This is a genomic window from Bradyrhizobium sp. HKCCYLRH1030 (assembly GCF_051168395.1).
GTDB lineage: Bacteria > Pseudomonadota > Alphaproteobacteria > Rhizobiales > Xanthobacteraceae > Bradyrhizobium.
The window spans coordinates 317,072-339,830 of the sequence record NZ_JBNPUY010000001.1 but is presented as its reverse complement, the minus strand read 5'-3'; the positions used below and the strand labels follow the sequence as shown (position 1 = coordinate 339,830).

17 protein-coding genes are annotated in these 22,759 nt (G+C 64.3%); 7 read left to right on the top strand and 10 right to left on the bottom strand.

The window, feature by feature from the left end:
- Positions 1 to 120: 120 nt before the first annotated feature.
- Genes ACQR1E_RS01430 through ACQR1E_RS01420 form a run of 3 tightly spaced genes read left to right on the top strand, consistent with a single transcriptional unit; the run spans position 121 to position 4,953 of the window.
- Complete coding sequence (locus tag ACQR1E_RS01430) at positions 121 to 1,494, top strand: MFS transporter (protein ID WP_434896566.1); 1,374 nt, start codon at positions 121 to 123, stop codon at positions 1,492 to 1,494.
- Positions 1,495 to 1,517: 23 nt separating this feature from the next.
- Positions 1,518 to 3,203 carry an FAD-dependent oxidoreductase gene (locus ACQR1E_RS01425; protein ID WP_434896565.1) on the top strand — a complete coding sequence of 562 codons (1,686 nt, stop codon included), beginning with the start codon at positions 1,518 to 1,520 and terminating at the stop codon, positions 3,201 to 3,203.
- A 16-nt stretch (positions 3,204 to 3,219) separates the two neighbouring features.
- Complete coding sequence (locus tag ACQR1E_RS01420) at positions 3,220 to 4,953, top strand: thiamine pyrophosphate-requiring protein (protein ID WP_316235154.1); 1,734 nt, start codon at positions 3,220 to 3,222, stop codon at positions 4,951 to 4,953.
- A gap of 370 nt (positions 4,954 to 5,323) precedes the next feature.
- On the opposite strand, the gene ACQR1E_RS01415 is transcribed toward ACQR1E_RS01420, so the two are convergent.
- The 8 genes from ACQR1E_RS01415 to dusB form a co-directional block, all read right to left on the bottom strand.
- Entirely contained in the window at positions 5,324 to 6,991 is a 1,668-nt protein-coding gene (locus ACQR1E_RS01415) for an HNH endonuclease signature motif containing protein (RefSeq protein WP_434896564.1), read from the bottom strand.
- Between the two features lie 473 nt (positions 6,992 to 7,464).
- The gene (gene hflX, locus ACQR1E_RS01410; RefSeq protein ID WP_315711897.1) at positions 7,465 to 8,844 is read right to left on the bottom strand and encodes a GTPase HflX; all 1,380 of its coding nucleotides are present in this window, start codon (positions 8,842 to 8,844) and stop codon (positions 7,465 to 7,467) included.
- A 27-nt stretch (positions 8,845 to 8,871) separates the two neighbouring features.
- The gene (gene hfq, locus ACQR1E_RS01405; protein WP_006613906.1) at positions 8,872 to 9,120 is read right to left on the bottom strand and encodes an RNA chaperone Hfq; all 249 of its coding nucleotides are present in this window, start codon (positions 9,118 to 9,120) and stop codon (positions 8,872 to 8,874) included.
- Between the two features lie 269 nt (positions 9,121 to 9,389).
- Entirely contained in the window at positions 9,390 to 10,760 is a 1,371-nt protein-coding gene (locus ACQR1E_RS01400) for a sigma-54-dependent transcriptional regulator (RefSeq protein WP_315711893.1), read from the bottom strand.
- A gap of 17 nt (positions 10,761 to 10,777) precedes the next feature.
- Positions 10,778 to 13,123 carry a sensor histidine kinase NtrY-like gene (locus ACQR1E_RS01395; RefSeq protein ID WP_315711891.1) on the bottom strand — a complete coding sequence of 782 codons (2,346 nt, stop codon included), beginning with the start codon at positions 13,121 to 13,123 and terminating at the stop codon, positions 10,778 to 10,780.
- Between the two features lie 175 nt (positions 13,124 to 13,298).
- The gene (gene ntrC, locus ACQR1E_RS01390) at positions 13,299 to 14,741 is read right to left on the bottom strand and encodes a nitrogen regulation protein NR(I) (RefSeq protein WP_315711890.1); all 1,443 of its coding nucleotides are present in this window, start codon (positions 14,739 to 14,741) and stop codon (positions 13,299 to 13,301) included.
- Between the two features lie 9 nt (positions 14,742 to 14,750).
- Entirely contained in the window at positions 14,751 to 15,938 is a 1,188-nt protein-coding gene (locus ACQR1E_RS01385) for a two-component system sensor histidine kinase NtrB (RefSeq protein ID WP_315751120.1), read from the bottom strand.
- Complete coding sequence (dusB, locus tag ACQR1E_RS01380) at positions 15,935 to 16,888, bottom strand: tRNA dihydrouridine synthase DusB (RefSeq protein ID WP_316175428.1); 954 nt, start codon at positions 16,886 to 16,888, stop codon at positions 15,935 to 15,937. The genes ACQR1E_RS01385 and dusB overlap by 4 nt, the downstream gene beginning before the upstream one ends.
- Before the next feature lie 450 nt (positions 16,889 to 17,338).
- On the opposite strand from dusB, the gene ACQR1E_RS01375 reads away from it, so the two are divergent.
- From ACQR1E_RS01375 to ACQR1E_RS01360, 4 genes are all read left to right on the top strand, one after another.
- Positions 17,339 to 18,520, top strand: coding sequence for a bifunctional 2-C-methyl-D-erythritol 4-phosphate cytidylyltransferase/2-C-methyl-D-erythritol 2,4-cyclodiphosphate synthase (locus ACQR1E_RS01375; protein ID WP_315827594.1), 1,182 nt, complete (start codon positions 17,339 to 17,341; stop codon positions 18,518 to 18,520).
- A 66-nt stretch (positions 18,521 to 18,586) separates the two neighbouring features.
- Positions 18,587 to 19,198 (top strand): CinA family protein, encoded by a 612-nt coding sequence (locus ACQR1E_RS01370; RefSeq protein ID WP_315711887.1) that lies wholly within the window; start codon positions 18,587 to 18,589, stop codon positions 19,196 to 19,198.
- Positions 19,199 to 19,531, top strand: a complete 333-nt coding sequence (locus ACQR1E_RS01365; RefSeq protein WP_316175395.1) for a hypothetical protein — start codon at positions 19,199 to 19,201, stop codon at positions 19,529 to 19,531.
- Positions 19,532 to 20,010: 479 nt separating this feature from the next.
- Positions 20,011 to 20,742, top strand: a complete 732-nt coding sequence (locus ACQR1E_RS01360; RefSeq protein ID WP_410052696.1) for an alpha/beta hydrolase family protein — start codon at positions 20,011 to 20,013, stop codon at positions 20,740 to 20,742.
- Positions 20,743 to 20,778: 36 nt separating this feature from the next.
- Here the strand turns inward: ACQR1E_RS01360 and ACQR1E_RS01355 are convergent, their stop codons facing one another.
- Together ACQR1E_RS01355 and ACQR1E_RS01350 are read right to left on the bottom strand one after the other, a co-directional pair.
- On the bottom strand, positions 20,779 to 21,126 hold the full coding sequence (locus tag ACQR1E_RS01355; RefSeq protein ID WP_316194192.1) for a DUF1127 domain-containing protein: 348 nt from the start codon (positions 21,124 to 21,126) through the stop codon (positions 20,779 to 20,781).
- A gap of 248 nt (positions 21,127 to 21,374) precedes the next feature.
- Entirely contained in the window at positions 21,375 to 21,932 is a 558-nt protein-coding gene (locus ACQR1E_RS01350; protein WP_316194193.1) for an HD domain-containing protein, read from the bottom strand.
- Positions 21,933 to 22,759: the final 827 nt, after the last annotated feature.

The window sequence follows — 22,759 nt, the reverse complement described above, 5'->3', positions numbered from 1 at the left end:
TCATGAATGAATGAGAATTTTGTGGCTAATCGAAAGAGTTTGATCATGCAACATATTTGCAAACAGCCGGCGGCTGCTGCGAAGCGCGCCAGGCAACAACAAGCACATGGGGAGGGACATTTGACGCAAGCGATCAATCTCACGCGCTACGTCGACGAGCGGCCGCTGTCGGGCTTCCAGATCAGGGTGATCTGCCTGTGCGCGCTGGTCGTCGGGCTCGACGGCTTCGATGCCCAGGCGCTCGGCTTCGTCGCCCCTGCCCTCAGCAAGGACCTGCATCTGGCGCCGGGCGCGTTGGGGCCCGTGTTCGGTGCGTCCCTGTTCGGCGTGATGATCGGCTCGCTGGTGTTCGGCGCGCTGGCCGACTATCTCGGGCGCAAATGGCTCGTCGTCGCCGGGGTTCTCGTGTTCGCGCTTGGATCGCTGGCGACCACCCAGGCCACCAGCGTATCCGACCTCGTCATCATTCGGTTCCTCACCGGCCTCGGGCTCGGCGGCGTCCTGCCCAACACGATCGCTCTGACCGGCGAATATTCGCCGCAGCGTCGCAGGACCCTGTTGATCATGCTGATGTTCATGACGGTGTCGCTCGGATCGGCGATCGGCGGAGCGGTCGCGGCGAAGCTCATCACCGCCTATGGCTGGCAGATCATCTTTCTCATCGGCGGCATTCTGCCGCTCATCCTCTGTCCGGTTCTCATTATCTGGCTGCCGGAATCGCTCTCGCTGCTGGCTCTCGACCACAACAAGAATGTTCGCGTGCGCGCGCTGCTGAGCCGGATCGATCCGTCGGACCGCCTCCCCGCCGACGCGCGCTTTACGATCATCGAGGAGAGCGGCAAGGGCTTCCTGCTGCCGCAGTTGTTCACCAAGCGGCGCCTGCTCCCGACCCTGCTGCTGTGGGTGATGTTCTTCATGAACATGATGGACATCTATTTCCTCAACAGCTGGCTGCCGACGCTCACACATGGTGTCGGGCTTGACGTCCAGGCGGCGATCGCCGTCGGCATCGCCTTCCAGCTCGGCGGCATGCTTGGCACCGTCGGGCTCGGCCTGCTGATCGAAAAGTTCGGCTTCGATCGCGTCCTGTTCGCGACCTACGTTGCCGGCTTCCTCTCGATCATCACCATCGGTATCGCGGGAGCCTCGTTGCCGATTCTCGTGCCGGCCGTCTTCATTGCCGGCGTCGCGGTGATCGGCGGACAGATCGGCTGCAACGCCTACGCGGCGCGCATCTATCCGACCTACATCCGCGGCACCGGCATCGGCTGGGCACTGGGCATCGGCCGCTTCGGCTCGATCCTCGGCGTCACGATCGGCGGGTTGATGCTCGCAGCGAAATGGGACGTGTCCTCGCTGTTTCAGGCCAGCGCGGTGCCGCAACTGTTCTCGGCACTGGTGATCCTTGGCCTTGCCGTCCTCGGCATGCGCGGCAGTCTTCCGACCGCCGACGGCACGCAGCGGGATGCGCTTTCGACAGCCGAGCGTGCCTAGGTTCAGAGCAGAAGAGAACTGACATGAAGACGATTCAAACCCAGGTGCTCATCGTGGGCGCCGGTCCGGTCGGACTGACCGCCGCCATGGATCTCGCCTCGCGCGGCATCGAGGTCGTGGTCGCGGAGATCAGGCGCGCCGGAGAGCCGCCCAACGTAAAATGCAACCACGTCTCCGCGCGCTCGATGGAGGTGTTCCGCCGCCTTGGCATCGTCCAACAAGTGCGCGAAGGCGGCCTGCCGGCCGACTTTCCCAACGACTGCGCCTATCGCACCACGGTCGTCGGCCGCGAGCTGACGCGCATCCCGATTCCGTCCCGCAAGGACCGCTATACGGCGACCGGTGGGCCCGACACCGATTGGCCGACGCCCGAGCCGCCCCATCGCATCAACCAGATCTATCTCGAGCCCATCCTGTTCGCTTGCGCCGAGGCGCAACGCGGCATCACGATCCTGAACCGCGTCGAGGTCGATCGGTTCGACCAGGATGAAAACGGCGTGATCGCGCGGGCACGCGATCTCGACGCCGGCCGAGACATCACCATTTCGGCCGATTATCTGATTGGCTGCGACGGTGGCCGCTCCGCGGTGCGCAAGCTGATCGGCGCGCGGCTCAGCGGCACCGATGTCGTGCAGCGGGTGCAGTCGACCTACATCCATGCCCCTGCGCTGAAGGACCTGATCACCCAGAAGCCGGCCTGGATGACGATGTCGCTCAACCCGCGGCGCTGCGGCACCACCGTCTCCATCGACGGCCGCGACAACTGGCTGATCCACAACCACCTCGCGGCCGAGGAAGTCGAATTCGACAGTGTCGATCGCGATTGGGCGTTGCGCACCATTCTCGGTGTCGACGACCGTTTCGAGTACGAGGTCATCAGCAAGGAGGACTGGATCGGACGCCGCCTGGTGGCGGATCGCTTTCGCGATCGCCGTGCCTTCATCTGTGGCGATGCGGCGCATCTGTGGATTCCCTATGCGGGCTACGGCATGAATGCCGGGATCGCCGATGCGGTCGACCTGTGCTGGATGCTCGCCGGCGTGCTGCACGGCTGGGCTGCCCCTGCCCTGCTGGACGCCTATGAGGCGGAGCGGCAGCCGATCACCGAGCAGGTGTCGCACTTCGCGATGAACCATGCGCTCGCCGTGATGAGCCAGCGACGCAGCGTGCCTGCCGAAGTCGAAATGGACGGCCCCGTGGGCGATGAGGCGCGCCGCAAGGTGGGACAGGCGGCCTACGACCTCAACGTGCAGCAATATTGCTGCTCCGGCCTGAACTTCGGCTACTACTACGACCGGTCACCGGCCATTTCGTACGATGGCGAGACGCCGCCGCCCTACGGCATGGGCCATTTCACCGCGTCGACCGTGCCGGGCGCACGCTCCCCGCATGTGTGGCTCGCCGATGGCCGCTCGCTGCTCGACGCGCTCGGCCCGGCCTATACGCTGGTCCGGTTCGATCCAACCATCAATGCCGAGGCGCTGGTCGCGGCCGCAGCCCGCCAGGGCGCTCCCTTGACGCTCGTCGACGTCGACCGGGCCAAGGCCGGCTACGACTTCGCTGACAGCCTGCTCGTGGTGCGACCGGATTCGCACATCGCCTGGCGCGGCGCGGCCGCACCTCAGGAGCCCGACGATCTGTTGGACCGCCTGCGCGGCCTCACAATCCAGGCTGAGGCCGTGCGCCGTGACAATGCCGTCGTCGCCTGATCCTCGCCAGCGCGCCATGACACGCCACACCACCGCGCACTACTTCCTCGAGGCGCTCGTCGAGAGCGGCATCGACTACATCTTTGCCAATCTCGGCACCGATCATGTCTCGCTGATCGAGGAACTTGCACGCTGGGACAGCGAAGGTCGACGGCACCCCGAGGTGATCCTGTGCCCCCACGAGGTGGTCGCGGTGCACATGGCGATGGGCCATGCGAGCGCGACCGGCCGCGGTCAGGCCGTGTTCGTCCACGTCGATGCCGGCACGGCGAACGCGTGCATGGGCATTCAGAACGCCTTTCGCTACCGGCTGCCGGTGCTGCTGTTCGCTGGGCGGGCTCCGTTCGCGCTGCATGGCGAGCTGCCGGGAGGACGTGACACCTACGTCCACTTCGTGCAGGAGAGCTTCGATCAGGGCAGCGTCGTGCGGCCCTATGTCAAATGGGAATACACGCTGCCGTCGGGCGTCGTCGTCAAGGAGGCGGTGGCCCGCGCTGCCGCGTTCATGCACAGCGATCCGCCCGGCCCGGTCTACATGATGCTGCCGCGAGAAACCCTTGCCGAGACCTGGGACGAACAGGCGATGCCGGCCTACCCGGCCGCGCGCTATGGCAGCGTCAAAGCGGGAGGCATCGAGCCGGAACGCGCGAAGGCGATCGCGGACGCGCTGATGAAGGCGGACAATCCGATCGCACTGACCGCTTATCTCGGACGCACCGCCGAGGCCGTCTCTGTGCTGGAGCGGCTGGCGCTGGTCTGCGGAATCCGGGTCGCCGAGTTCAATCCCATCACGATGAACATCTGCCAGGACTCCCCTTGCTTTGCTGGCGCCGACCCTGCCGCGCTTATTGCTGGCGCCGATCTCGGACTGCTCATCGACATCGACGTCCCCTTCATTCCGCAGATGCTGAAGGCGGCCGATCGGCTGCGCTGGATTCAGATCGACATCGACGCCCTGAAGGCGGACATCCCGATGTGGGGATTTGCCACCGACCTCCGCATTCAGGGCGATTCGGCCGTCATTCTTCGGCAGGTCCTGGAGATCATCGTTGCCCGTGGCGACGACGCCTATCTCACGAGAGTGCGCGACCGGATCGCGAGCTGGCAGCCGGCACGCGAGGCCGCGCAGGCGAAACGGATATCTGCAGCTGCACAGAAGGGCCGGATCGGAGCGATCAACCCGGCCTATTTGTTTGCGCGGTTGCAGGCGCTGCTGTTGGAGGACGACATCGTCCTCAACGAGGCGGTCCGCAACGCGCCAATCCTGCAACAGCAGCTTCGCCGCACCAAGCCGATGACCTATGTGGGCCTGGCCGGCGGCGGCCTCGGCTTCAGCGGCGGCATGGCGCTCGGACTCAAGCTAGCCAATCCGTCACGCCGCGTCGTGCAGGTCGTCGGCGACGGCGCCTACCATTTCGCTGCGCCGGATTCCGTCTACGCCGTAGCGCAGCAGTATCAGCTGCCAATCCTGACCGTGATCCTCGACAACAACGGATGGCAGGCGGTGAAGGCATCGGTTCAGCGCGTCTATCCGGACGGCGTGGCACAGCAGACCGACTCATTTCTTTCCCGGCTCTGCACCGGCCGTCAGGACGAGCAGCGTCGTCTTGCCGACATCGCCTGCGCATTCGGCGCCCATGGCGAGCGGGTCGACGATCCCGAGGCGCTCGATGCAGCCATCGAACGCTGCATCGCAGCCGTCGATGGCGGTCGCGCCACGGTGCTGCACGTCGACATCACGCCGCTTTAGTTCGATCGAGCGCGACCAAATGGCGCGGCCTGATTCGGCGCGACGGTCAGTTGTGCAGAGATGTAGACGACCAGTGCGGCCTACCCACAGCAGCAAACAACAATCCGCTCCGCCACGACATCACGTTTGACGCTATCAGCGCGTACCGCTCCTTCTGCGCGGTACCTGTGACGATTGGCGAGAAGCCCAGCGGGATCGAGGCCACGCTTCTTGACAGTCGAGCGGTGCCAACGACGATCTACAACACCTCCTTGCCTACATCGAACTCGTCCCTGCAGACGAGGCCACTCTGGACGCTGTCTTGCCTGAAGGTGTCGACAGCTGTGGAACGACACGGAGAAAGCAACTTGGACACGAGGTACAAAATGCATCATGCCGAGCTTCGAGACAGACCAGGTGACTCTTCCAATCTGGCTAGGGATGCTTCTAGATCAGCGATTGCGCTCCCATATCGCGCGCTTGCCACGCTCCGGGCCCTAAGCAGGTGCGCCCGTGCTTCCTCCAGACGCTTCACGTGCAAGCAGGCCCGCACACGTGCAGCATGTATCGGAAACCTATGCCCTCCATAGCGACTGGCGCGTTCGAAAAACCGCATTGCGAGATCCAGATCAGATCTACAACGAGCAGTCAAAGTGCCTAGCATCGTCCAGAACTCTGCTTCATCGACACCGAAGAGCACGTCGTGGCCGAACGCGTCTTGTCCAAAAAAGCGCCGCCGCGCATCCGTCAAGATGTTCGCGAGTTGGTTCGGAGCTTCGAGATCAGCCTCAAACTTGGATAACAGATTAATATCGAACCACTTTTCATCCACAATGGACCTGCAAGCAATCCAAGCCTTGAAATTGTGGGCATGATCGAATCCCTGACGCAATGCCTCCGAAAGAAACGAGAGTGCATCATTCACAATGGTCAATCCTCTGCTTCGATCTTGCGAATATGCAGCAGTCGAAGCCTCGCCTATGACGTGTGCCACACGGCTCAACGCAGGACGAAATCCGAAATCGATGCCCGTCCAAAATGCGTCTATCGACTTGGTATATTGAAATGTTTGTCGATAGAAGATTGGACGATATTTCGCAGCCGCGCCGTACTCTAAAAGCTCGGGGCTTTCTAAGGTTTGGCCTATAGCGGCTATTCGTTCATCGTACTCCGCGATCGACCTCAGGGGGAGCAATCTTGCTTTCGAGTATTCCACGAGCAAAGACTGCAGCAACGCCGACGAGGATCTAACGAGAGAAAGGCTGCGTTTCGCGCAGCGTTCAGCTTCGCTGAACGAGCGTTCTTGATGTGATTGAAGTCGCTGCAAGCGACCTCGCCACCTGACCACGGATGACTTTACAATTAAACTATAAGCCAATGCGTCACGGTCGTCAGCTGAACTACTAACGGAATCGAGCTTGTCGTTCAGCGACTTCGCCAGCGTTAGCTTTCTCTGTGCATCGAATACACCGTATTCATCCCTTAAGAAAAGCAGCATAAGCGAAACCGCGACGGGCACTTTTCGCGGGTCTACTATCGTTTTCAGTATAGCGATGCTCGCCTGCAGCCCCTTCTCCCATCGAGACGAGGAATAGTCGTTCTCCAACAACGTAGTTTTGAGCTCAAGTCGCGCCAGCTCCACCCATTGCACGGCAGTTTCAACCAAGGGATTGAGCGCAATGTCGCCCAGGACACGCTCTGCCTGCCGGAGAAGACTGCGCCCCTCTTTTGGTCCACTCAGGGTCGCCTCATTCATCAGGTCATATATTCGACCGACCCTGACATCTTGCGCCAACTCGTGGTGGTCGAACCTAAATGGACTACTCTGAAACAAGTCGTCCACGAATCTGGCGACGTGACGAGCCTTGTTAATGACCATCTGGAAAAGAATCGCCGGCGGGTATTCGCTCGGCTTCTCTTGATCGATCAGGTGATGGTGCTTTCGGCAAAGCAGCATCAAGTTGTTCTCAGAATCGAGATCGACGTGCGGAAACGACGCCTTGAATTCGGATCGACTACCCTCATTCACCGGCAGGATGTGACAGAGCTCGCCGATCATCTCGATGTGCCCATTGGACCATCTTGCTGCGATTTCCCCACAAGCCCCGTACTCACAGCGGCCAATCGATCTCATAAAGATCGAGGTTCGGACACTCTGTCGGATTTTTTCTCTTGAGGCCATACGCGCAACCCGCATGTCGCTCGACAAAATAATCTGATTTAGACGAAAGGCGCTTCTGAACGGCGTGGTTGTTGGCAGCTCTTGATACAAGGCAATATTGAGAATTAACACGTTTTAGTTGTAAGTTTTCTATGTGTAAAGTCATCTGCGTCTATGAGCGGAGATGGCTGTGAGAGCCGTTCAATCGGCTGCATCCGTTTGATTCTGCTGCGCGATGATGCTGATGTGGCTTACTAGGCGACCGCCGGAGACGCTCAAAGAATATAGAGAATAAGCGCTCAAATCAGCTGATTTGGATGATTGCCGCTCGATCGCGGGGCAATCGATAGTGGTCGGGTACCTTTACTGTTTCACGCCACCCGCGGCACGCCGTGATAGCGCTCGACCACGATGTCGCGCTTGGTGGCGTCGACGCGCACGGTCATGTCGTAGCGGCCTTCGTTCAGCTCCTTGGCCAGCACCTCGGCGTTGCGATGCAGCCAGGAGATGCCGGCGCCGTCGGCCGCGTCGATGGTGAGATCGAGCGTGGTCCGCGCCGCCGCGAGACGGTCCTCGATCGTCTGCAGGAGCGCGTCGACGCCGTCCCCGGTCTGGGCCGAGACCAGCAGGCATGGCCGCTCCGGCGGCCGACGCCCGGCGATGTTGGCGAGGTTCTCGCGCGCTGCCTGGTCGAGACGATCGATCTTGTTCCAGACCTCGATGATGGTGTCGGTGGCCTCGGGATCGATGCCGAGCTGGCTGAGCACCAGCTCGACATCGTGCTGCTGCGCCTCGGCATCCTCGTGCGACATGTCGCGGACGTGCAGGATCACGTCGGCCTCCAGCACCTCCTCGAGCGTGGCGCGGAAGGCGGCGACGAGCTGCGTCGGCAGGTTGGAGATGAAGCCCACGGTGTCCGACAGCATCGCCTTGCCGCCATGCGGCAGCGTGATCGCGCGCAAGGTCGGGTCAAGCGTCGCGAACAGCATGTCGGCGGCCTGGACGTCGGCGCGCGTCAGGCGATTGAACAGCGTCGACTTGCCGGCATTGGTGTAGCCGACCAGCGCCACGACGCGATACGGCACGCGCTGGCGTCCGGCGCGATGCAGCCGCCGCGTCGCCTGGACCTTCTTCAACTCGTTCTCGAGCCGCGTGATGCGGTCGCCGATCAGGCGGCGGTCGGCCTCGATCTGGGTCTCGCCGGGACCGCCCATGAAGCCGAAGCCGCCGCGCTGGCGTTCGAGATGGGTCCAAGACCGCACCAGACGGCTGCGCTGATAGTTGAGATGCGCGAGCTCAACCTGCAGCGCGCCCTCCTTCGTCTTGGCGCGGCGGCCGAAGATCTCCAGGATCAAGCCGGTGCGGTCGAGCACCTTGGTGTTCCAGGCCTTCTCAAGGTTTCGCTGCTGGATCGGCGACAGCGCGCAATCCATCACCACCAGCTCGACGCCATGGCCGGCGATCACACCCGCAATCTCTTCGACCTTGCCCTTGCCGAGATAGGTCGCAGGGCGGATTTGCCCGATCGGCGCGAGAATGGCCTCGGCCACCGTCAGGTCGATGGCCCGCGCGAGGCCCGCCGCCTCGTCGATCCGTGCCTCGAAATCACGCATGTCGGATTGGCCTGCTTGCGCGCCATCGTCGCCGCGGCGCGCTCGCAAGTAGGGGCCGACCACGATGACGAGCCCGGTCCCCTTATTGTCATCCGGCCTCGACAGGCCGATGGTCCCTTCGCGATCGCGGGGTTCCAATCAGGTCACTCTCACGTCAGGTCACACTCACGCAGACGCGTCCTCGCCGCCTTCGAACAACTGGATCGGCGCGCCCGGCATGATGGTGGAGATCGCATGCTTGTAGACGAGCTGCGAGTGACCGTCGCGCCGGAGCAGCAGGCAGAAATTGTCGAACCATGTGACAATACCCTGCAGTTTCACGCCATTGACCAGGAAGATCGTGAGCGGCGTCTTGGTCTTGCGGACATGGTTGAGAAAGGTGTCTTGTAGGTTTTGTGCGCGGTCGGCCGCCATTGTTGTTATCTCGCAGTCTTGTGCTTTTTCTTATTGAACCTTCGATGACCCGATCGCAGGCCCCGGATTCATCGAGGTGACCCATGGTCCATTGAGATCCCCCTCGAGGGACCATGGGATGCCGGATTAGAAGACAGGCGAGCATATTAGGCAAGCCGCTTGCAAGGAGGCCGGTTCCAAAAGAACCGGATTCATCCGTAAAATTCCGGAAATGGACGAATTTTCCAATGTAAATTCGTCCAGTCGGCAAGTTTGGCCGAGCTGGAGCCTCAGCCGACGCCGAGCGCCTTCAGCTTGCGATGCAGGGCGGACCGCTCCATGCCCACGAACTCGGCCGTGCGCGAGATGTTGCCGGAGAAGCGGCTGATCTGGGCGATGAGATAGTCGCGCTCGAACACCTCGCGTGCCTCGCGCAACGGCAGTCCCATGATGTGCTCGCCATTGTTGCTGGTCGGCATCGCCGGCACCATCGATCCCACATCCGGCGGCAGCATGTCGGCGGTGATGATCACCTCCGGTCCGCCGGCGGCCAGAATCATGACCCGCTCGACGTTGTTGCGAAGCTGACGGACGTTGCCGGGCCACACATGCGACTGCAGCACGGCCATGGCGTCCTGGCCGATCTGCCGCTTCGGCAGGCCGGTCGTGGCCGAAATCTGCTCCATGAAATAGTCGATCAGCTCCGGAATGTCCTCGCGGCGCTCCGACAGTGGCGGAACCCGGATCGGCACCACCGACAGACGGTGATAGAGGTCCTCGCGGAAACGCCCGGCGGCAATCTCCTCCTCGAGATTCCGTGCGGTCGAGGAGATGATGCGCACGTCGACGTGCACCTTGGTGGTGCCGCCGGCGCGCTGGAACGTCTGGTCGACCAGCACGCGCAGGATCTTGTTCTGCGTCTCGCGCGGCATGTCGGCGATCTCGTCGACGAACAGCGTGCCGCCGTGGGCCTCTTCGAGCGCGCCGGTCTTGCGCGCCTGCTCGCCATTGGACTGCTCGATGCCGAACAGCTCCTCCTCCATCCGCTCCGGCGTGATCGCGGCGGCGTTGATGACGACGAACGGGCCCTCGGAGCGCGGCGACTGAGCGTGCAGCGAACGCGCGGCGAGCTCCTTGCCCGAGCCGGGAGGGCCGACGATCAGGATGCGGCTGTTGGCCTTGGCGGCGCGCTCGATGGTCTGGCGCAACTGGTTCATCGATGGCGAGCGGCCGGTCATGCTGCTCGCGGTCGGCGCCAGCTGCTTGAGCTCGCGAACCTCGCGCTTCAGCCGGGAATTCTCCAGCGCACGCGTGGCAACCAGAATCAGCCGGTCGGACTTGAACGGCTTCTCGATGAAGTCATAGGCGCCGCGCTTGATCGCGGCGACCGCCGTTTCGATGTTGCCGTGGCCGGAGATCATCACGACCGGCAGGTCGGGATGGTCCTTCTTGATCTGCTCGAGGAGCTGCAGACCGTCGAGCTTGGAGCCCTGCAGCCAGATGTCCAGGAACACCAGGTTGGGACGGCGGCTCGTGATCTCCGCGAGCGCCGAATCGCTGTCGCGCGCGGTTCGCGTCGTGAAGCCTTCGTCATCCAGGATGCCGGCGACCAGCTCCCGGATATCGGCTTCATCGTCGACAATCAGAATATCACTCGCCATGGGTCACGCCTGTCTCGTCAGCTGCCGGTTGCGGCTTGGATTTTTGGTTCATCATTGGTCGTTTGAACCGTGTCAGCGGTTTCGCCGCCAACCTCGGTCTTCTGCGCATTGTCAGACGCCGCCGCCTGCTCCTTCGCGCCCGTCTTCGCGGCCTGGCCGGAGACGGCAAAGCGCAGCCGCATCCAGGCGCCGCGCTGGCCGGGACGGAAATCGGACGCGTCCTTCAGCTCGAGCTTGCCGCCATGGTCTTCCAGCACGCGGCCGACGATCGCGAGCCCGAGGCCGGTGCCCTTGGCGCGCGTCGTGACATAGGGCTCGAGCAGCCGCTGCCGCGCCACCTTCGGCAGGCCGATGCCATTGTCGATGACGTCGATCAGCACGTCCTCGCCCTCGCGCGAGGCGACCACGTCGATACGGCCCTTGCCGAGCTCCGCCTCTGGCACCACCTCGATCGCCTCGGTGGCGTTCTTGATGATGTTGGTCAGCGCCTGCGAGATCAGGCGGCGATCGAACTGCGCGCGCAAGGGGTCCTGCTTGATCTCGGTCTCGATGTCGATCTCGGGATGCGCGACCTTCATCAGGAACACGGCCTGCCGCACGGTGTCGGCGACGTCCTCGCCTTCCATCACCGGCTTCGGCATCCGCGCGAACCGCGAGAACTCGTCGACCATTCGCCTGATGTCGTCGACCTGCCGCACGATCGTCTCGGTACATTGCTCAAATATCGCCTTGTCCTCGGTGATGACCTTGCCGAATTTGCGGCGAATTCGCTCTGCGGACAGTTGAATTGGCGTCAGCGGATTCTTGATCTCATGCGCGATGCGCCGCGCGACGTCGCCCCAGGCCGAGGTGCGCTGCGCCGACACCAGCTCGGTGATGTCGTCGAGCGTGATGATGTAGCTGTCGCGCGCCTGGTTGGTCTGCTCGGCGGTGACGCGCACCGACAGATTGCGCTCGTGGCCGTCGCGCTGGATCGTGATCTGACCCTGCACCAGCCGCTGCTTGCCCTCGCGCGCCGTCTTCATCATGTCGTCGAGCTCGGGCAGCACGTCGGAGAGCGGATGATCGAGCACCTCCTGCTCGGCATGTCCGATCAGCTTCTCGGCCGAGCGGTTGAGGATGCCGACGCTGCCAGAGGCATCGACGCCGATGATGCCGGCGGAGGCCGACGACAGTACCGCCTCGATGAAGCGGCGCCGGCTGTCGATCAATTCGCTGGCGCTGACCAGCTCGTCGCGCTGCGTGCGCAGCTCCTGCGTCATCTTGTTGAAGGTCTGGCCGAGCTGGGCGAGATCGCCCTCCGAGCGATGCACCGGGACCTGGACGTTGAGATCGCCGGTCGACACGGTGTTGGCGGCATTCATCAATTGCCGGATCGGCGCCACCAGCCAGTTGGCGAAGTTCAGCCCGATCAGCACCGAGGCCATCAGGATGGTCAGCGCGATCACCGCGAACATCAGCGCGAAGGCGATCTGGATGCCGAAGCGGCGCGCCTCGACCTGGGCGTATTCGGCGACCGACAGCTCGGTCTGCTTGAGCTGCTCGACGACCTGCGGATCGAGCGGACGCGCGACGTAGAGGAAGGTGTCGTTGAATGCGCGCAGCCGGATCACCGCGGCGACGTAGTTCGACTCCGGCAGGACCGCGATCTCGGGCTCCTCCTCCCGGACATTGTTGAGGAACTCCGGCGCCGGCGGCGAATAGGCCAGTTGCACCCCGCCGGTCTCGGCCCAGACGATCGGGTTGGTGTTCTTGTCGATGATCATCGCGCCCGGCAGGTTGCGCGACGCGGCGCTGGTGGTGAGCAGCTCGCGGAAGCTGGCGCGGTCCTGGTCGAACAGCGGCCTGGCGCGTGCGATGTCGGTGGCCATGCCGATGATGTCGCCGCGGATGAACTGCGCGTGCTCCTGCATGTAGGCGCGCGCGATGGTCAGCGAGTTCTGGATCGCGACTTTCGCTGGTCCGGAGAACAGCCGGTCGAGGCCGCGATCGATGGTGACGTTGGCCGCCACGGCGACCAGCACCGCCGGCAGGACCGCGATCACCGAGAACAGGCTGACGATCTGGACGTGCAGCCGTGCCGCCGCCCGGCCGCGCCGGCGGGCCTGCACCACCTGCCAGACCTCGCGGATGATGATCCCGACCAGGACCAGGATCGTTCCGGCGTCGATCAGGTAGAAGGTCTTGACCACGTCGGTCGTGGGCTCGACCGGGGTCAGCCCAACCAGCACGATGAAGGTGAGGAAGGCCGACAGCAGCGCCAGCGCCACCGCCACCGGCGCCAGCCAGGTGCGCCAGGTCCAGCGCCGGCCCTCGGTGGACGACGCATCGAAGGGGGTGGCCGATGTCTCTGCGCTGGTCATTCCGGCAAGGTGGGTGATGCTGAACGCGGCACGTCCGGGAATCGGACTGATGCATTCCTACCACGCTGTTGCCAAATTGCGACAAATCCGCGGCGCCGGAGCGCGTCGCGGATTTGTCTACATTAATTCTCACCTGAGGCGGGTCCGAGCCCGCTGGAGAGGTATCAAATAACCGTCAAGCGCCGCTGCGGTACACTTGAATGTCGAGGTCGCGGATCTTCTTGCGCAGCGTGTTGCGATTGAGGCCGAGCAGATCGGCGGCGCGGATCTGGTTGCCGCGCGTCGCCGCCAGCGCTGCCGTCAGCAGCGGAATCTCGATCTCCTTGAGGATGCGGTGGTACAGCCCCGGCGGCGGCACGCCGTTGGGAAATCCCTGGAAGTGCGAGGACAGATAGGCCTCCACGGCACCGCCCAGATTGTCGATCGAGGTCGGCGTGTTCGAGCCGGTGGTCACCGCCGGCGGCGCCAGCTCGCCATCGATGACTGACGCCGTGATGACGTCCTGCGGATACAGCGCGGCCAAACGCCGGGCGAGATTCTCCAGCTCGCGGACATTGCCCGGCCAGCGGTGCTGCTTGAGCCGCTCCAGCGCCGCGGCATCGAGCTTCTTCGGCGGCAGCCCGTCCTTCTCGGCCAGCGCGAAGAAATGGCGGACGAGATCCGGCAGGTCCTCGATGCGCTCGCGCAGCGGCGGCAGCCGCAGGGGCACGACGTTGAGGCGGAAGAACAGATCTTCCCGGAAAAGCCCCTGCTGGATCAGGATGCGCAGGTCCTTGTTGGAGGCGGCGACGATGCGCACATCGGTCTTGATCGGGGTGCGGCCGCCGACGGTGGTGTACTCGCCCTGCTGCAGCACGCGCAGCAGCCGCGTCTGCGCCTCCATCGGCATGTCGCCGATCTCGTCCAGGAACAGCGTGCCGCCCTCGGCCTGCTCGAAACGGCCGGAGGCGCGGGTGTTGGCACCGGTGAAGGCGCCGCGCTCGTGCCCGAACAGTTCCGATTCGATCAGGTCGCGCGGGATCGCCGCCATGTTGACCGCAACGAACGGGCCGTTGCGGCGCTTGCCGTAATCGTGCAGCGCGCGCGCCACCAGCTCCTTGCCGGTGCCGCTCTCGCCCGAGATCATCACCGTGAGATCGGTCTGCATCAGCCGCGCCAGCACGCGGTAGATGTCCTGCATCGCCGGCGAGCGGCCGACCAGCGGGATCGATTCGAACTCGCCGTCGTCGGGCTGGCTCGCCGCACGCTCCTTCGGCTCGGCCAAGGCACGGCCGACGATCGCGATCAGCTCCTTCAGGTCGAACGGCTTCGGCAGATACTCATAGGCGCCGCGCTCCGACGCCTTGATGGCGGTCATGAAGGTGTTCTGCGCGCTCATCACGATGACCGGCAGGTTCGGCCGCATCTTCTTGATCCGCGGCAGCAGGTCGAACGCGTTCTCGTCCGGCATCACCACGTCGGTGATGACGAGATCGCCCTCGCCCTGGCTCACCCAGCGCCACAGCGTCGCGGCATTGCCGGTCAGCCGCACCTCATAGCCGGCGCGTGACAGCGCCTGGTTCAGGACCGTGCGGATGGCCGTATCGTCGTCGGCAACGAGAATGCTACCTGCAGGCATAGGTGGTCCTCAATTTGATCCCTGTGAGGCATGCAACGGCGTCCCCGAAACGTCATCGCCATGGCTGTGATTTGGGCTTTGGTCTGGTTGTTTGGTTGCGCTGTACATCGGCATCAGCACCCGGAAGGTCGTCTTGCGCGGCTGCGACTCGCACTCGATGATCCCGCCATGGTCGCCGACGATCTTCGCGACCAATGCAAGTCCGAGGCCGCTTCCGGTCGGCTTCGTGGTCACGAACGGATCGAACAGATTGGGCATCAGGTCTTCCGGCACGCCGGGGCCGTTGTCCCTGACGCAGAACTCCAGCGGCAGCGACACCCGCGACTTCTTGCCGGGCACCGACAGGCGCACGCCCGGGCGGAACGCCGTGGTGAGCTGGATTTCCGCATCCGAGCCGAGATCGACGACCGCTTCCGCGGCATTCTTGACCAGGTTCAGGAACACCTGGATCAGTTGATCCTGGTTGGCGAGCACCGGCGGCAGCGACGGATCGTAGTCCTCGACGAAGCGGATGTTGCGGGCAAAGCCGGACTGCGCCAGCCGCTTCACGTGATCGAGCACGGAATGGATGTTCACGGGCCCGCGCGCCACCGGGCGGTCGTCGCCGAACACCTCCATGCGGTCGACCAACGTGACGATGCGGTCGGCCTCGTCGCAGATCAGCCGGGTCAGCATGCGGTCCTCGGAGGAGGCCTGCTGCTCCAGGAGCTGCGCGGCGCCGCGGATGCCCGACAGCGGGTTCTTGATCTCGTGCGCGAGCATCGCGGCCAGTGCGATCACCGAGCGCGCGGCGCTGCGATGGGTGAGCTGGCGGTCCATCTTGTCGGCGATGGTGCGCTCCTGCAGCATCACCACGATATGGCCGGGCCGCTCCGGCAGCGGCGCGACGTGCAGGTCGACGAGCCGATCGGCGCCGGTGCGCGGCGTCCCCAGATCGACCTTGTACTCGTTGACCGGCGCGCTGGTGGTGCGGACCTGATCGATCAGCGCCAGCAGCGGAGAGCCGAACGGCACCAGCTTCTTCAGCGACTGCCGCTGCAGAAACTGGGTGGAGGAATCGAAGAACGATTCCGCCGCCATGTTGGCGTCCATGATCATGCCGTCCGGGCCGATGACGAGGACCGGATTCGGCAGGGCGTTGAGGATGGCGTCGCCATCCGAGGGAAGTCGCTTGCGCTGTTCTGCGGCTGAGCTCATGCGGCTGCACTCCAGGCAAAATCGTCGAAGGCCTCACGCAGCGCCCGATGCACCAAGGACGGCTGCTCGGACGTCAGGATACGGTCGCGCCAGGCCTTCAGTTTTTCGGCCGGCGCTTGCGCGTGCTGGGCGGCGACGTCGAGCCCCCAACTGAGATGCTTGCGGGCGTGGCGCAGGCCGACACGCGCGCCATAGTGACGGCAGATCTCGTCATAGAGCGCGGTGAGAAGACTGAGCTGCTGCGCCAGCTCCGGCGCGCCCTCTTCCGCACCGCCCTCGAGTCGGCGGCCGATCTGGCCGGGCAGCCAGGGCTGGCCTTGCGCGCCGCGCCCGATCATCACGGCATCGGCGCCGGAGGCGTCGAGCGCCTCGCGCGCGTCCTCATAGCTGGTGATGTCGCCGTTGACGACGACCGGCAGATCGACGGCGTCCTTCACGGCGCGCACCGCGCTCCAGTCGGCTTCGCCCTTGTAGAACTGCTGCCGCGTACGGCCGTGCACGGTGATCAACTGCACGCCCGCGGCCTGCGCGCGGCGCGCCAGCTCCGGCGCATTCAGGCTGCGCTCGTCCCAGCCGAGCCGCATCTTCAGGGTCACGGGCACATCGACGGCCTCGACCGTCGCCTCGATCAAGGTCAGCGCATGATCGAGATCGCGCATCAGGGCCGAGCCGGACTGGCCGCCGGTCACGTGCCGTGCCGGGCAGCCCATGTTGATGTCGATGATCTCGGCGCCGCCATCCTCGGCGACCTTCGCGCCCTCGGCCATCCAATGCGCCTCGCAGCCGGCGAGCTGCACCACATGCGGCCCGACGCCGCTCGCCTCGCAGCGCAACCGGGATATCCACCGCCCGCGCACGAGATCGTCGCTCGCAGTCATCTCGGACACCACCAGCCCGGCGCCGAGCTCGGCCGCGAGTCGGCGGAACGGCGCGTCGGTGATCCCCGACATCGGCGCGAGAATGGCCCGGTTGGCGAGCGAAACGTCGCCTATCTTCAAGGCTTTGGCTTGTGTATTGGCCGGACCGGTCACGAACGACTCTTAAAGCTCTTTGGACGCATCATCGCGTCTGCGCTGCACTCTCAAGCACAAATCTTGTGCAGTCAAGCGTCATGCCTACACTTTAGCCAAGACGATCGGCATTTCAAGTGCAGTGCAGCAAAATATGCTTGTTCGGCAGTCATGGTAAACCCGTGAGCCGCCGGATTTTTGCATGGCTCGGCAAGGTGCTCGCAGGCGGCAGGTGCGACCGCCCCCCTCAACGCGCCAGCGGATCCCGGCGCTTGTGTCGCGATCGCAGGTGCCGTTCATGCGACGTGTGATCCTGCTCGCTTAACATCTTCTGCAGATGTAAGAAGCCGCGAACCCCATCATCCTCATCAGCATCGATACCCTGTTCCCATGACGACTTCTCAGCGGACTGCAGCCATTCTCGTCGCGGCCGGACGTGGCCTGCGCGCCGGCGCCGGCGGTCCGAAGCAATATCGCATGATCGGCGGCCGCACGGTCATCCATCGCGCGCTCGCCGCCTTCGCCGATCACCCCGAGGTGGCGGTGGTCCAGCCGGTGGTGAACCCCGACGACATCGACATCTTCAACGCAGCCGTCTTCGGCCTGCGCCACGAGGCCCCAGCGCATGGCGGTGCGACGCGACAGGCCTCGGTGCTCGCGGGCCTGGAAGCGCTGGCGCCGCACAAGCCCGACATCGTGCTGATCCACGATGCCGCGCGTCCGTTCGTCACGCCCGCCGTGATCTCGCGCGCGATTCGAGCGGCCGGCAAGACCGGCGCGGCGATTCCCGTGGTGCCGGTCACCGACACCATCAAGGAAGTCGGCACGGGCGGCGACATCACCGCGACACCGGAGCGCGCGAAGCTGCGCATCGCCCAGACGCCGCAGACCTTCAAGTTCGACACGATCCTGGAGGCACACCGCCGCGCCGCGCGCGACGGCCTCACCGAGTTCACAGATGATGCGGCGATCGCCGAATGGGCGGGATTGACCGTCGCGACCTTTGAGGGCGATGTTGCCAACATGAAGCTCACCACACCGGAAGATTTCGTGCGCGAGGAAGCGCGCCTTGCCGCGCAGCTCGGCGACATCCGGACCGGCACCGGCTACGACGTCCACGCCTTCGGCGAAGGCGACCATGTCTGGCTGTGCGGCCTGCGCGTGCCGCATAGCAAGGGGTTCCTTGCCCACTCCGACGGCGACGTCGGTCTGCACGCTCTGGTTGATGCAATTTTGGGCGCCCTGGCCGATGGCGACATCGGCTCGCACTTCCCACCCTCCGACATGAAGTGGAAAGGCGCCGCATCCGACCAGTTCTTGAAATACGCCATCGAGCGCGTGACCGCGCGCGGCGGCCGCGTTGCCAATCTCGAGGTCACGATGATCTGCGAGCGCCCGAAGATCGGCCCGCTGCGCGACCAGATGCGCGCCCGCATCGCCGAGATCACCGGCGTCGACATCTCGCGCATCGCGGTCAAGGCCACCACCAGCGAGCGGCTCGGCTTCACCGGCCGCGAGGAAGGCATCGCAGCGACGGCGAGCGCGACGATCCGTCTGCCGTGGAGCGCCTAGAGGCGCACCACCCTGTCACCGCTCATGGAGCTTTCGATCTGACGGTCGGATGAGGACAACGCAGCCATGGCCAGCGAACGTCAAATCGGCTCTACCAGCGCGCTGGCCCGCTCGCTGCTCGACCTCTGCCGGTCGCGCAAGCTGATGATCGCGACCGCCGAGTCCTGCACCGGCGGCCTGGTCGCCGCGGCCCTGACCGACATCCCCGGCTCCTCCGACGTCATCGACCGCGGCTTCGTCACCTACTCGAACGAGGCCAAGCGCGCGATGCTCGGCGTCGAGGCTTCGACGCTGCAGACCTTCGGCGCCGTCTCCAAGGAGACCGCGATCCAGATGGCGGTCGGCGCCCTGGAACGCGCCGACGTCGATCTCGCGGTGGCCATCACCGGCATCGCCGGCCCCGGCGGCGCCACCCCCGGCAAGCCGGTCGGCCTGGTCCATTTCGCCGTCGCCGCCCGCGACGGCCGCATCACCCACCGCGAACACCGCTTCGGCGCCATCGGCCGCAGCACCGTGCGCACGCGCTCGGTGCTGGAAGCCCTGCGCCTGCTGATGGAGCTGGCGCGGCCACAGGTCGCTGCCAAGCCGAAACGCGCGGCAGCGACGCGACTACGTCCGCGCGTGGCCCGCACGCCGCGGCTGCATCCGGTCAAGCGGCCGAGGCGGCCCCGGACGTAGTTGGAAGTGACGCGCGCGGCTCTCGCCGCATCGTCATCGCGGGCGCAGCGACGCGATCCAGTTTTACCGACCTGCATCGTCGAGCTGGTGCTCCTGACGGATCGATCGCGAACCGAACCGCGGCTGGAATTGCGCTTCATCGGCGCGGTCGAGGTCAGGATCGGACACCTGGACCGCATGGACGGCTTCCGTCTGGACGTCAGGGACATCGGTCATTGGCAGCGGGAGAGAATACGCTTCGAGGTGGTCGATGACGAATCGCAGTTGCTATCTCTGCAATGTGTCGATTTTGAATTCCTCCTGATCGGTTACGCTGAAGGCACGATCAATTGAGCATCGAAAGTGCGCCTCGCAATGTTGATAAACGGAGAGTTGCCGCACGATCTCGAAAGCGTGATTTAACAATGTTGTCATGAATCAAGCTTGCGCTGGCGTTGAACCGTCAAGGACATCGCGACGACGGACGCGAAGCGCTCCTGACAGCATGACAAGCTCGCTAGACCATCGCGCACCGCGAACTTGATCGACCCCCCCCCGCGAGAGCGCGCCGAGCTACATGTCAGGAGGAGATCATATTGCTAGACCGCACATTCGCTGCCCTCTCGTTCGTCCTCCTACTCCTGACCTCCTCCGCCCAAGCCGCTGGCTTGCAGCTCTTGGAGGTCGATCACGGATTCCACGGCATCATCTGGACGCCTTGCGCCGCAGACGCCGGTAGCGTGCCGGTTGGAAGCCTCGCGATCCCAGGGCTGGAGACACTGCCCGGGGTAAAGAATTGTCCAATCAATGGCACGAAGCTGCCATTGGTCGTCATGTCCCACGGTCGCGGCGGCTGGATCGGTGGAAACCACGATGTTGCGGAAGCGCTGGCGGACGCGGGATTCATCGTCGCGGCGATCAACCATCCCGGCGACAGTGTCGGTGACCTGGCGCAGCGCGACAGCCTGTCGGTCTGGCTCTCACGGCCGCAGGACATGATGCATCTGATCGATTTCATGTTGAACGATTGGACAAGCAGAGCCGCGATTGATCCGGGCCGGATCGGCTTCTTCGGCTTTTCGCGCGGTGGCTACACCGGAACCGTTCTCGCCGGCGTCGACCCGGACTTTCAAAGGGTGGCGCACTACTGCACGCAACAGAACCCGTTCTGCGAGCAGGTCCGCAATGGCGAGTTTCCCAGAAGCTGGCCGCACGACGAGAGGATCAAGGCGGCCGTGCTGGCCGACGCCGCCCACACGGTCGGATTCACGCGAGCAAATCTCGCGAGCATCAAGATTCCCCTCCAGGTCTGGCGCTCGGAACTCGGCGGCAACGGGGTCGATCCGGAAGGGACCGCCCGCGTAACCGCGAGCCTTCCCGGCACGCCCGAGGTCCACACCGTGCCCGCCGCGCATTTTGCTTTCCTCGCGCCGTGCTCCGCAGAGCTCGCGGCCGCCGTCCCGCGCATCTGTGCTGATACGCCTGCGGATTTCGACCGCGCGGCGTTTCACCGAGAGTTTGACGCCCAGGTCGTCAGGTTCTTCTCCGAGAAGCTGGGCAAGTAGGATCCGTGGCAGAACCTGCGTTCCGCCGCGTCGCTCTCAAGCGCGCCAGAACGGGCGCCGGCACAGCCGCCGCGCCTCGTCGCGTGTCAGGCCGTAGTCCTGCAGCACCTCGTCGGCGATCCGCGGCAACTCCCGGGCAAAGCGGCGGCGCTCGCGCCAGCGCTCCCACCGGAGCCGCAACCATGACGCGGGCTTGAGGTCGGCGCAGCTTTGATGGGGAGCCGGTGGCGCCAAGTAGTAGATCTTGGCGCCCGGCCTGGGCGAGATGGGATGGCGCGACAAGGGATCACGACCGAGCGCGCAGAGCCCCGGCGATCGCGAGGCGCCGCGGAGCATACGCTCCTCGATGGCGATGACCCTCGGATCGTCGGTCGTGCTCAGCATGGCGGGCTCCCCTTCAAATGAAGAACCTGCCGGCAACAAAAAAGCCGCCAGGTCCCTGGCGGCTGTTCGGATCAAATGCTGCAAATCGTCAGATTGTGCGTGATCCTCCCGCCGCCCGCGAGCTACGGTGCGTGATGCGACCAAAACGATGGGTGGCGACGGTGATCATGGCAGGCTCTATAGCCGATCCATCTGAGGTTGTCATCCATCGAATGGATGCGAGGCCGAGCGGCCTCCCCCAAATTTGCTCAGGACGGAAAAGCAGCGACGGTCCGCGCAAGTTGCCGCGCCAACGGTCCAGGCAGAGCCTCATCGAAAATCCGGCTCAGCGTGCGGTAATACCAGATCGTCCCATCCCTTCCACCGGTGAAGCGTTGCCACACGACGTCGCCCACCTCATCAAGGTCGCTCGCGATCGCTTCCGCGTTGTCAACCTTGTCAGCGAGCGAGACCAGCAGCGATGACGCCGGCTTGAGCGGCAGCCGGGCGAGATAGGCTTCCTTCCGCGGGCGCCATTCGGGCTTCGGATCGACCCAGGAATCCGTGCAGTCCGCGATGATCCCGGCGACGCCATCGCCAAAACGCCGGCGGATCTCATCCAGCGTGGCCTGCCCGCCCTGGTCCTCGGCGGCGTCATGCAACAGCCCCGCGATAGCCTGCACCTCGCTGCCGCCCGCCGACAGCACGCGGCTGGAGACGCTCAGCAGATGCGCGACGTAGGGTACGTTGCTGCCCTTTCTCAATTGGGTCCGGTGCAGCCTTGTCGCATAGACGAGCGCTTCGTCGTAGAGATGAGAGAGTGACATTGCTTGCTTTCTTCTCTGGCTGACGCAGGGTCAGACCGATGGTTCGTCGTTGGTCATTATCGGCATTGTTCCAATCATTGGGCACCACGTCGAGCATCATCCTAGCCGCCCCGTCGGGCAAATCAGCTGGCGTGCGCAACAGCGGAGAGCCCGTTTCCGGTGCCTTGCTGCGATCGAAGCGCATCGCGAGGGCGTGCGCCAAGACACTGATTTCCTCAATCCGTTCAATGTCCGACTCACTGTCCAGTCCTACCGACGAAAATATTGCCGTTTCTATTTTACAGAACTCGTGTTTCCCTCCCCTCATCCCGCCTCGACACGAGGGGCGTATCGCGATCGTCACGACACGCGAGGTGGGAAGGCGATGGCCGCCGGGGGCCGCAGCGCGTCTTGGACGTGCGGACGAACGGCTCTTGGCGGACGTGAAGTCGCAGCGTCCTGACACCCCGAAGCTGGTGTCACGCCGGTGGAGATGATGATCCGCCGGTCACGGGGGCAAGACAGCCGGTCCCCGGGGAGACTGCGTATAAGCGTGAAGACCGTCGCGCGGGGAATGCCGGGATGTCTCGGCTGCACCTGTGGTACCTGCCGCCTGCATTTTTTTCCGCAGGCGGGCCATGGGGGCGGCGAGCTCCCGGCATTCCCTGCGCCCTCGTGATCTGAGAGGGTTCGTTGACAGCCAGAGCCCGGGCGCGGTGGCGCCGCGGAGGTTGCGGCTGCTCGTCCGCTGGATGCCATCCCTCACCAGCCGGATCGCGATCGCCGACGATTATCGCTCGCGCCGCCACGGCTAAAGGTTTTGGTTAATTTTGTCCTGCTACGTCTCG

Bases quoted from the DNA above. Each gene is read 5' to 3' on its own strand.
- ACQR1E_RS01425 (WP_434896565.1), top strand. From the start codon at position 1,518: ATGAAGACGATTCAAACCCAGGTGCTCATCGTGGGCGCCGGTCCGGTC.
- ACQR1E_RS01420 (WP_316235154.1), top strand. From the start codon at position 3,220: ATGACACGCCACACCACCGCGCACTACTTCCTCGAGGCGCTCGTCGAG.
- ACQR1E_RS01415 (WP_434896564.1), bottom strand. From the start codon at position 6,991: ATGATCGGCGAGCTCTGTCACATCCTGCCGGTGAATGAGGGTAGTCGA.
- hfq (WP_006613906.1), bottom strand. From the start codon at position 9,120: ATGGCGGCCGACCGCGCACAAAACCTACAAGACACCTTTCTCAACCAT.
- ACQR1E_RS01400 (WP_315711893.1), bottom strand. From the start codon at position 10,760: ATGGCGAGTGATATTCTGATTGTCGACGATGAAGCCGATATCCGGGAG.
- ACQR1E_RS01395 (WP_315711891.1), bottom strand. From the start codon at position 13,123: ATGACCAGCGCAGAGACATCGGCCACCCCCTTCGATGCGTCGTCCACC.
- ntrC (WP_315711890.1), bottom strand. From the start codon at position 14,741: ATGCCTGCAGGTAGCATTCTCGTTGCCGACGACGATACGGCCATCCGC.
- ACQR1E_RS01385 (WP_315751120.1), bottom strand. From the start codon at position 15,938: ATGAGCTCAGCCGCAGAACAGCGCAAGCGACTTCCCTCGGATGGCGAC.
- dusB (WP_316175428.1), bottom strand. From the start codon at position 16,888: ATGTCGGGGATCACCGACGCGCCGTTCCGCCGACTCGCGGCCGAGCTC.
- ACQR1E_RS01375 (WP_315827594.1), top strand. From the start codon at position 17,339: ATGACGACTTCTCAGCGGACTGCAGCCATTCTCGTCGCGGCCGGACGT.
- ACQR1E_RS01370 (WP_315711887.1), top strand. From the start codon at position 18,587: ATGGCCAGCGAACGTCAAATCGGCTCTACCAGCGCGCTGGCCCGCTCG.
- ACQR1E_RS01360 (WP_410052696.1), top strand. From the start codon at position 20,011: ATGTCCCACGGTCGCGGCGGCTGGATCGGTGGAAACCACGATGTTGCG.
- ACQR1E_RS01355 (WP_316194192.1), bottom strand. From the start codon at position 21,126: ATGCTGAGCACGACCGACGATCCGAGGGTCATCGCCATCGAGGAGCGT.
- ACQR1E_RS01350 (WP_316194193.1), bottom strand. From the start codon at position 21,932: ATGTCACTCTCTCATCTCTACGACGAAGCGCTCGTCTATGCGACAAGG.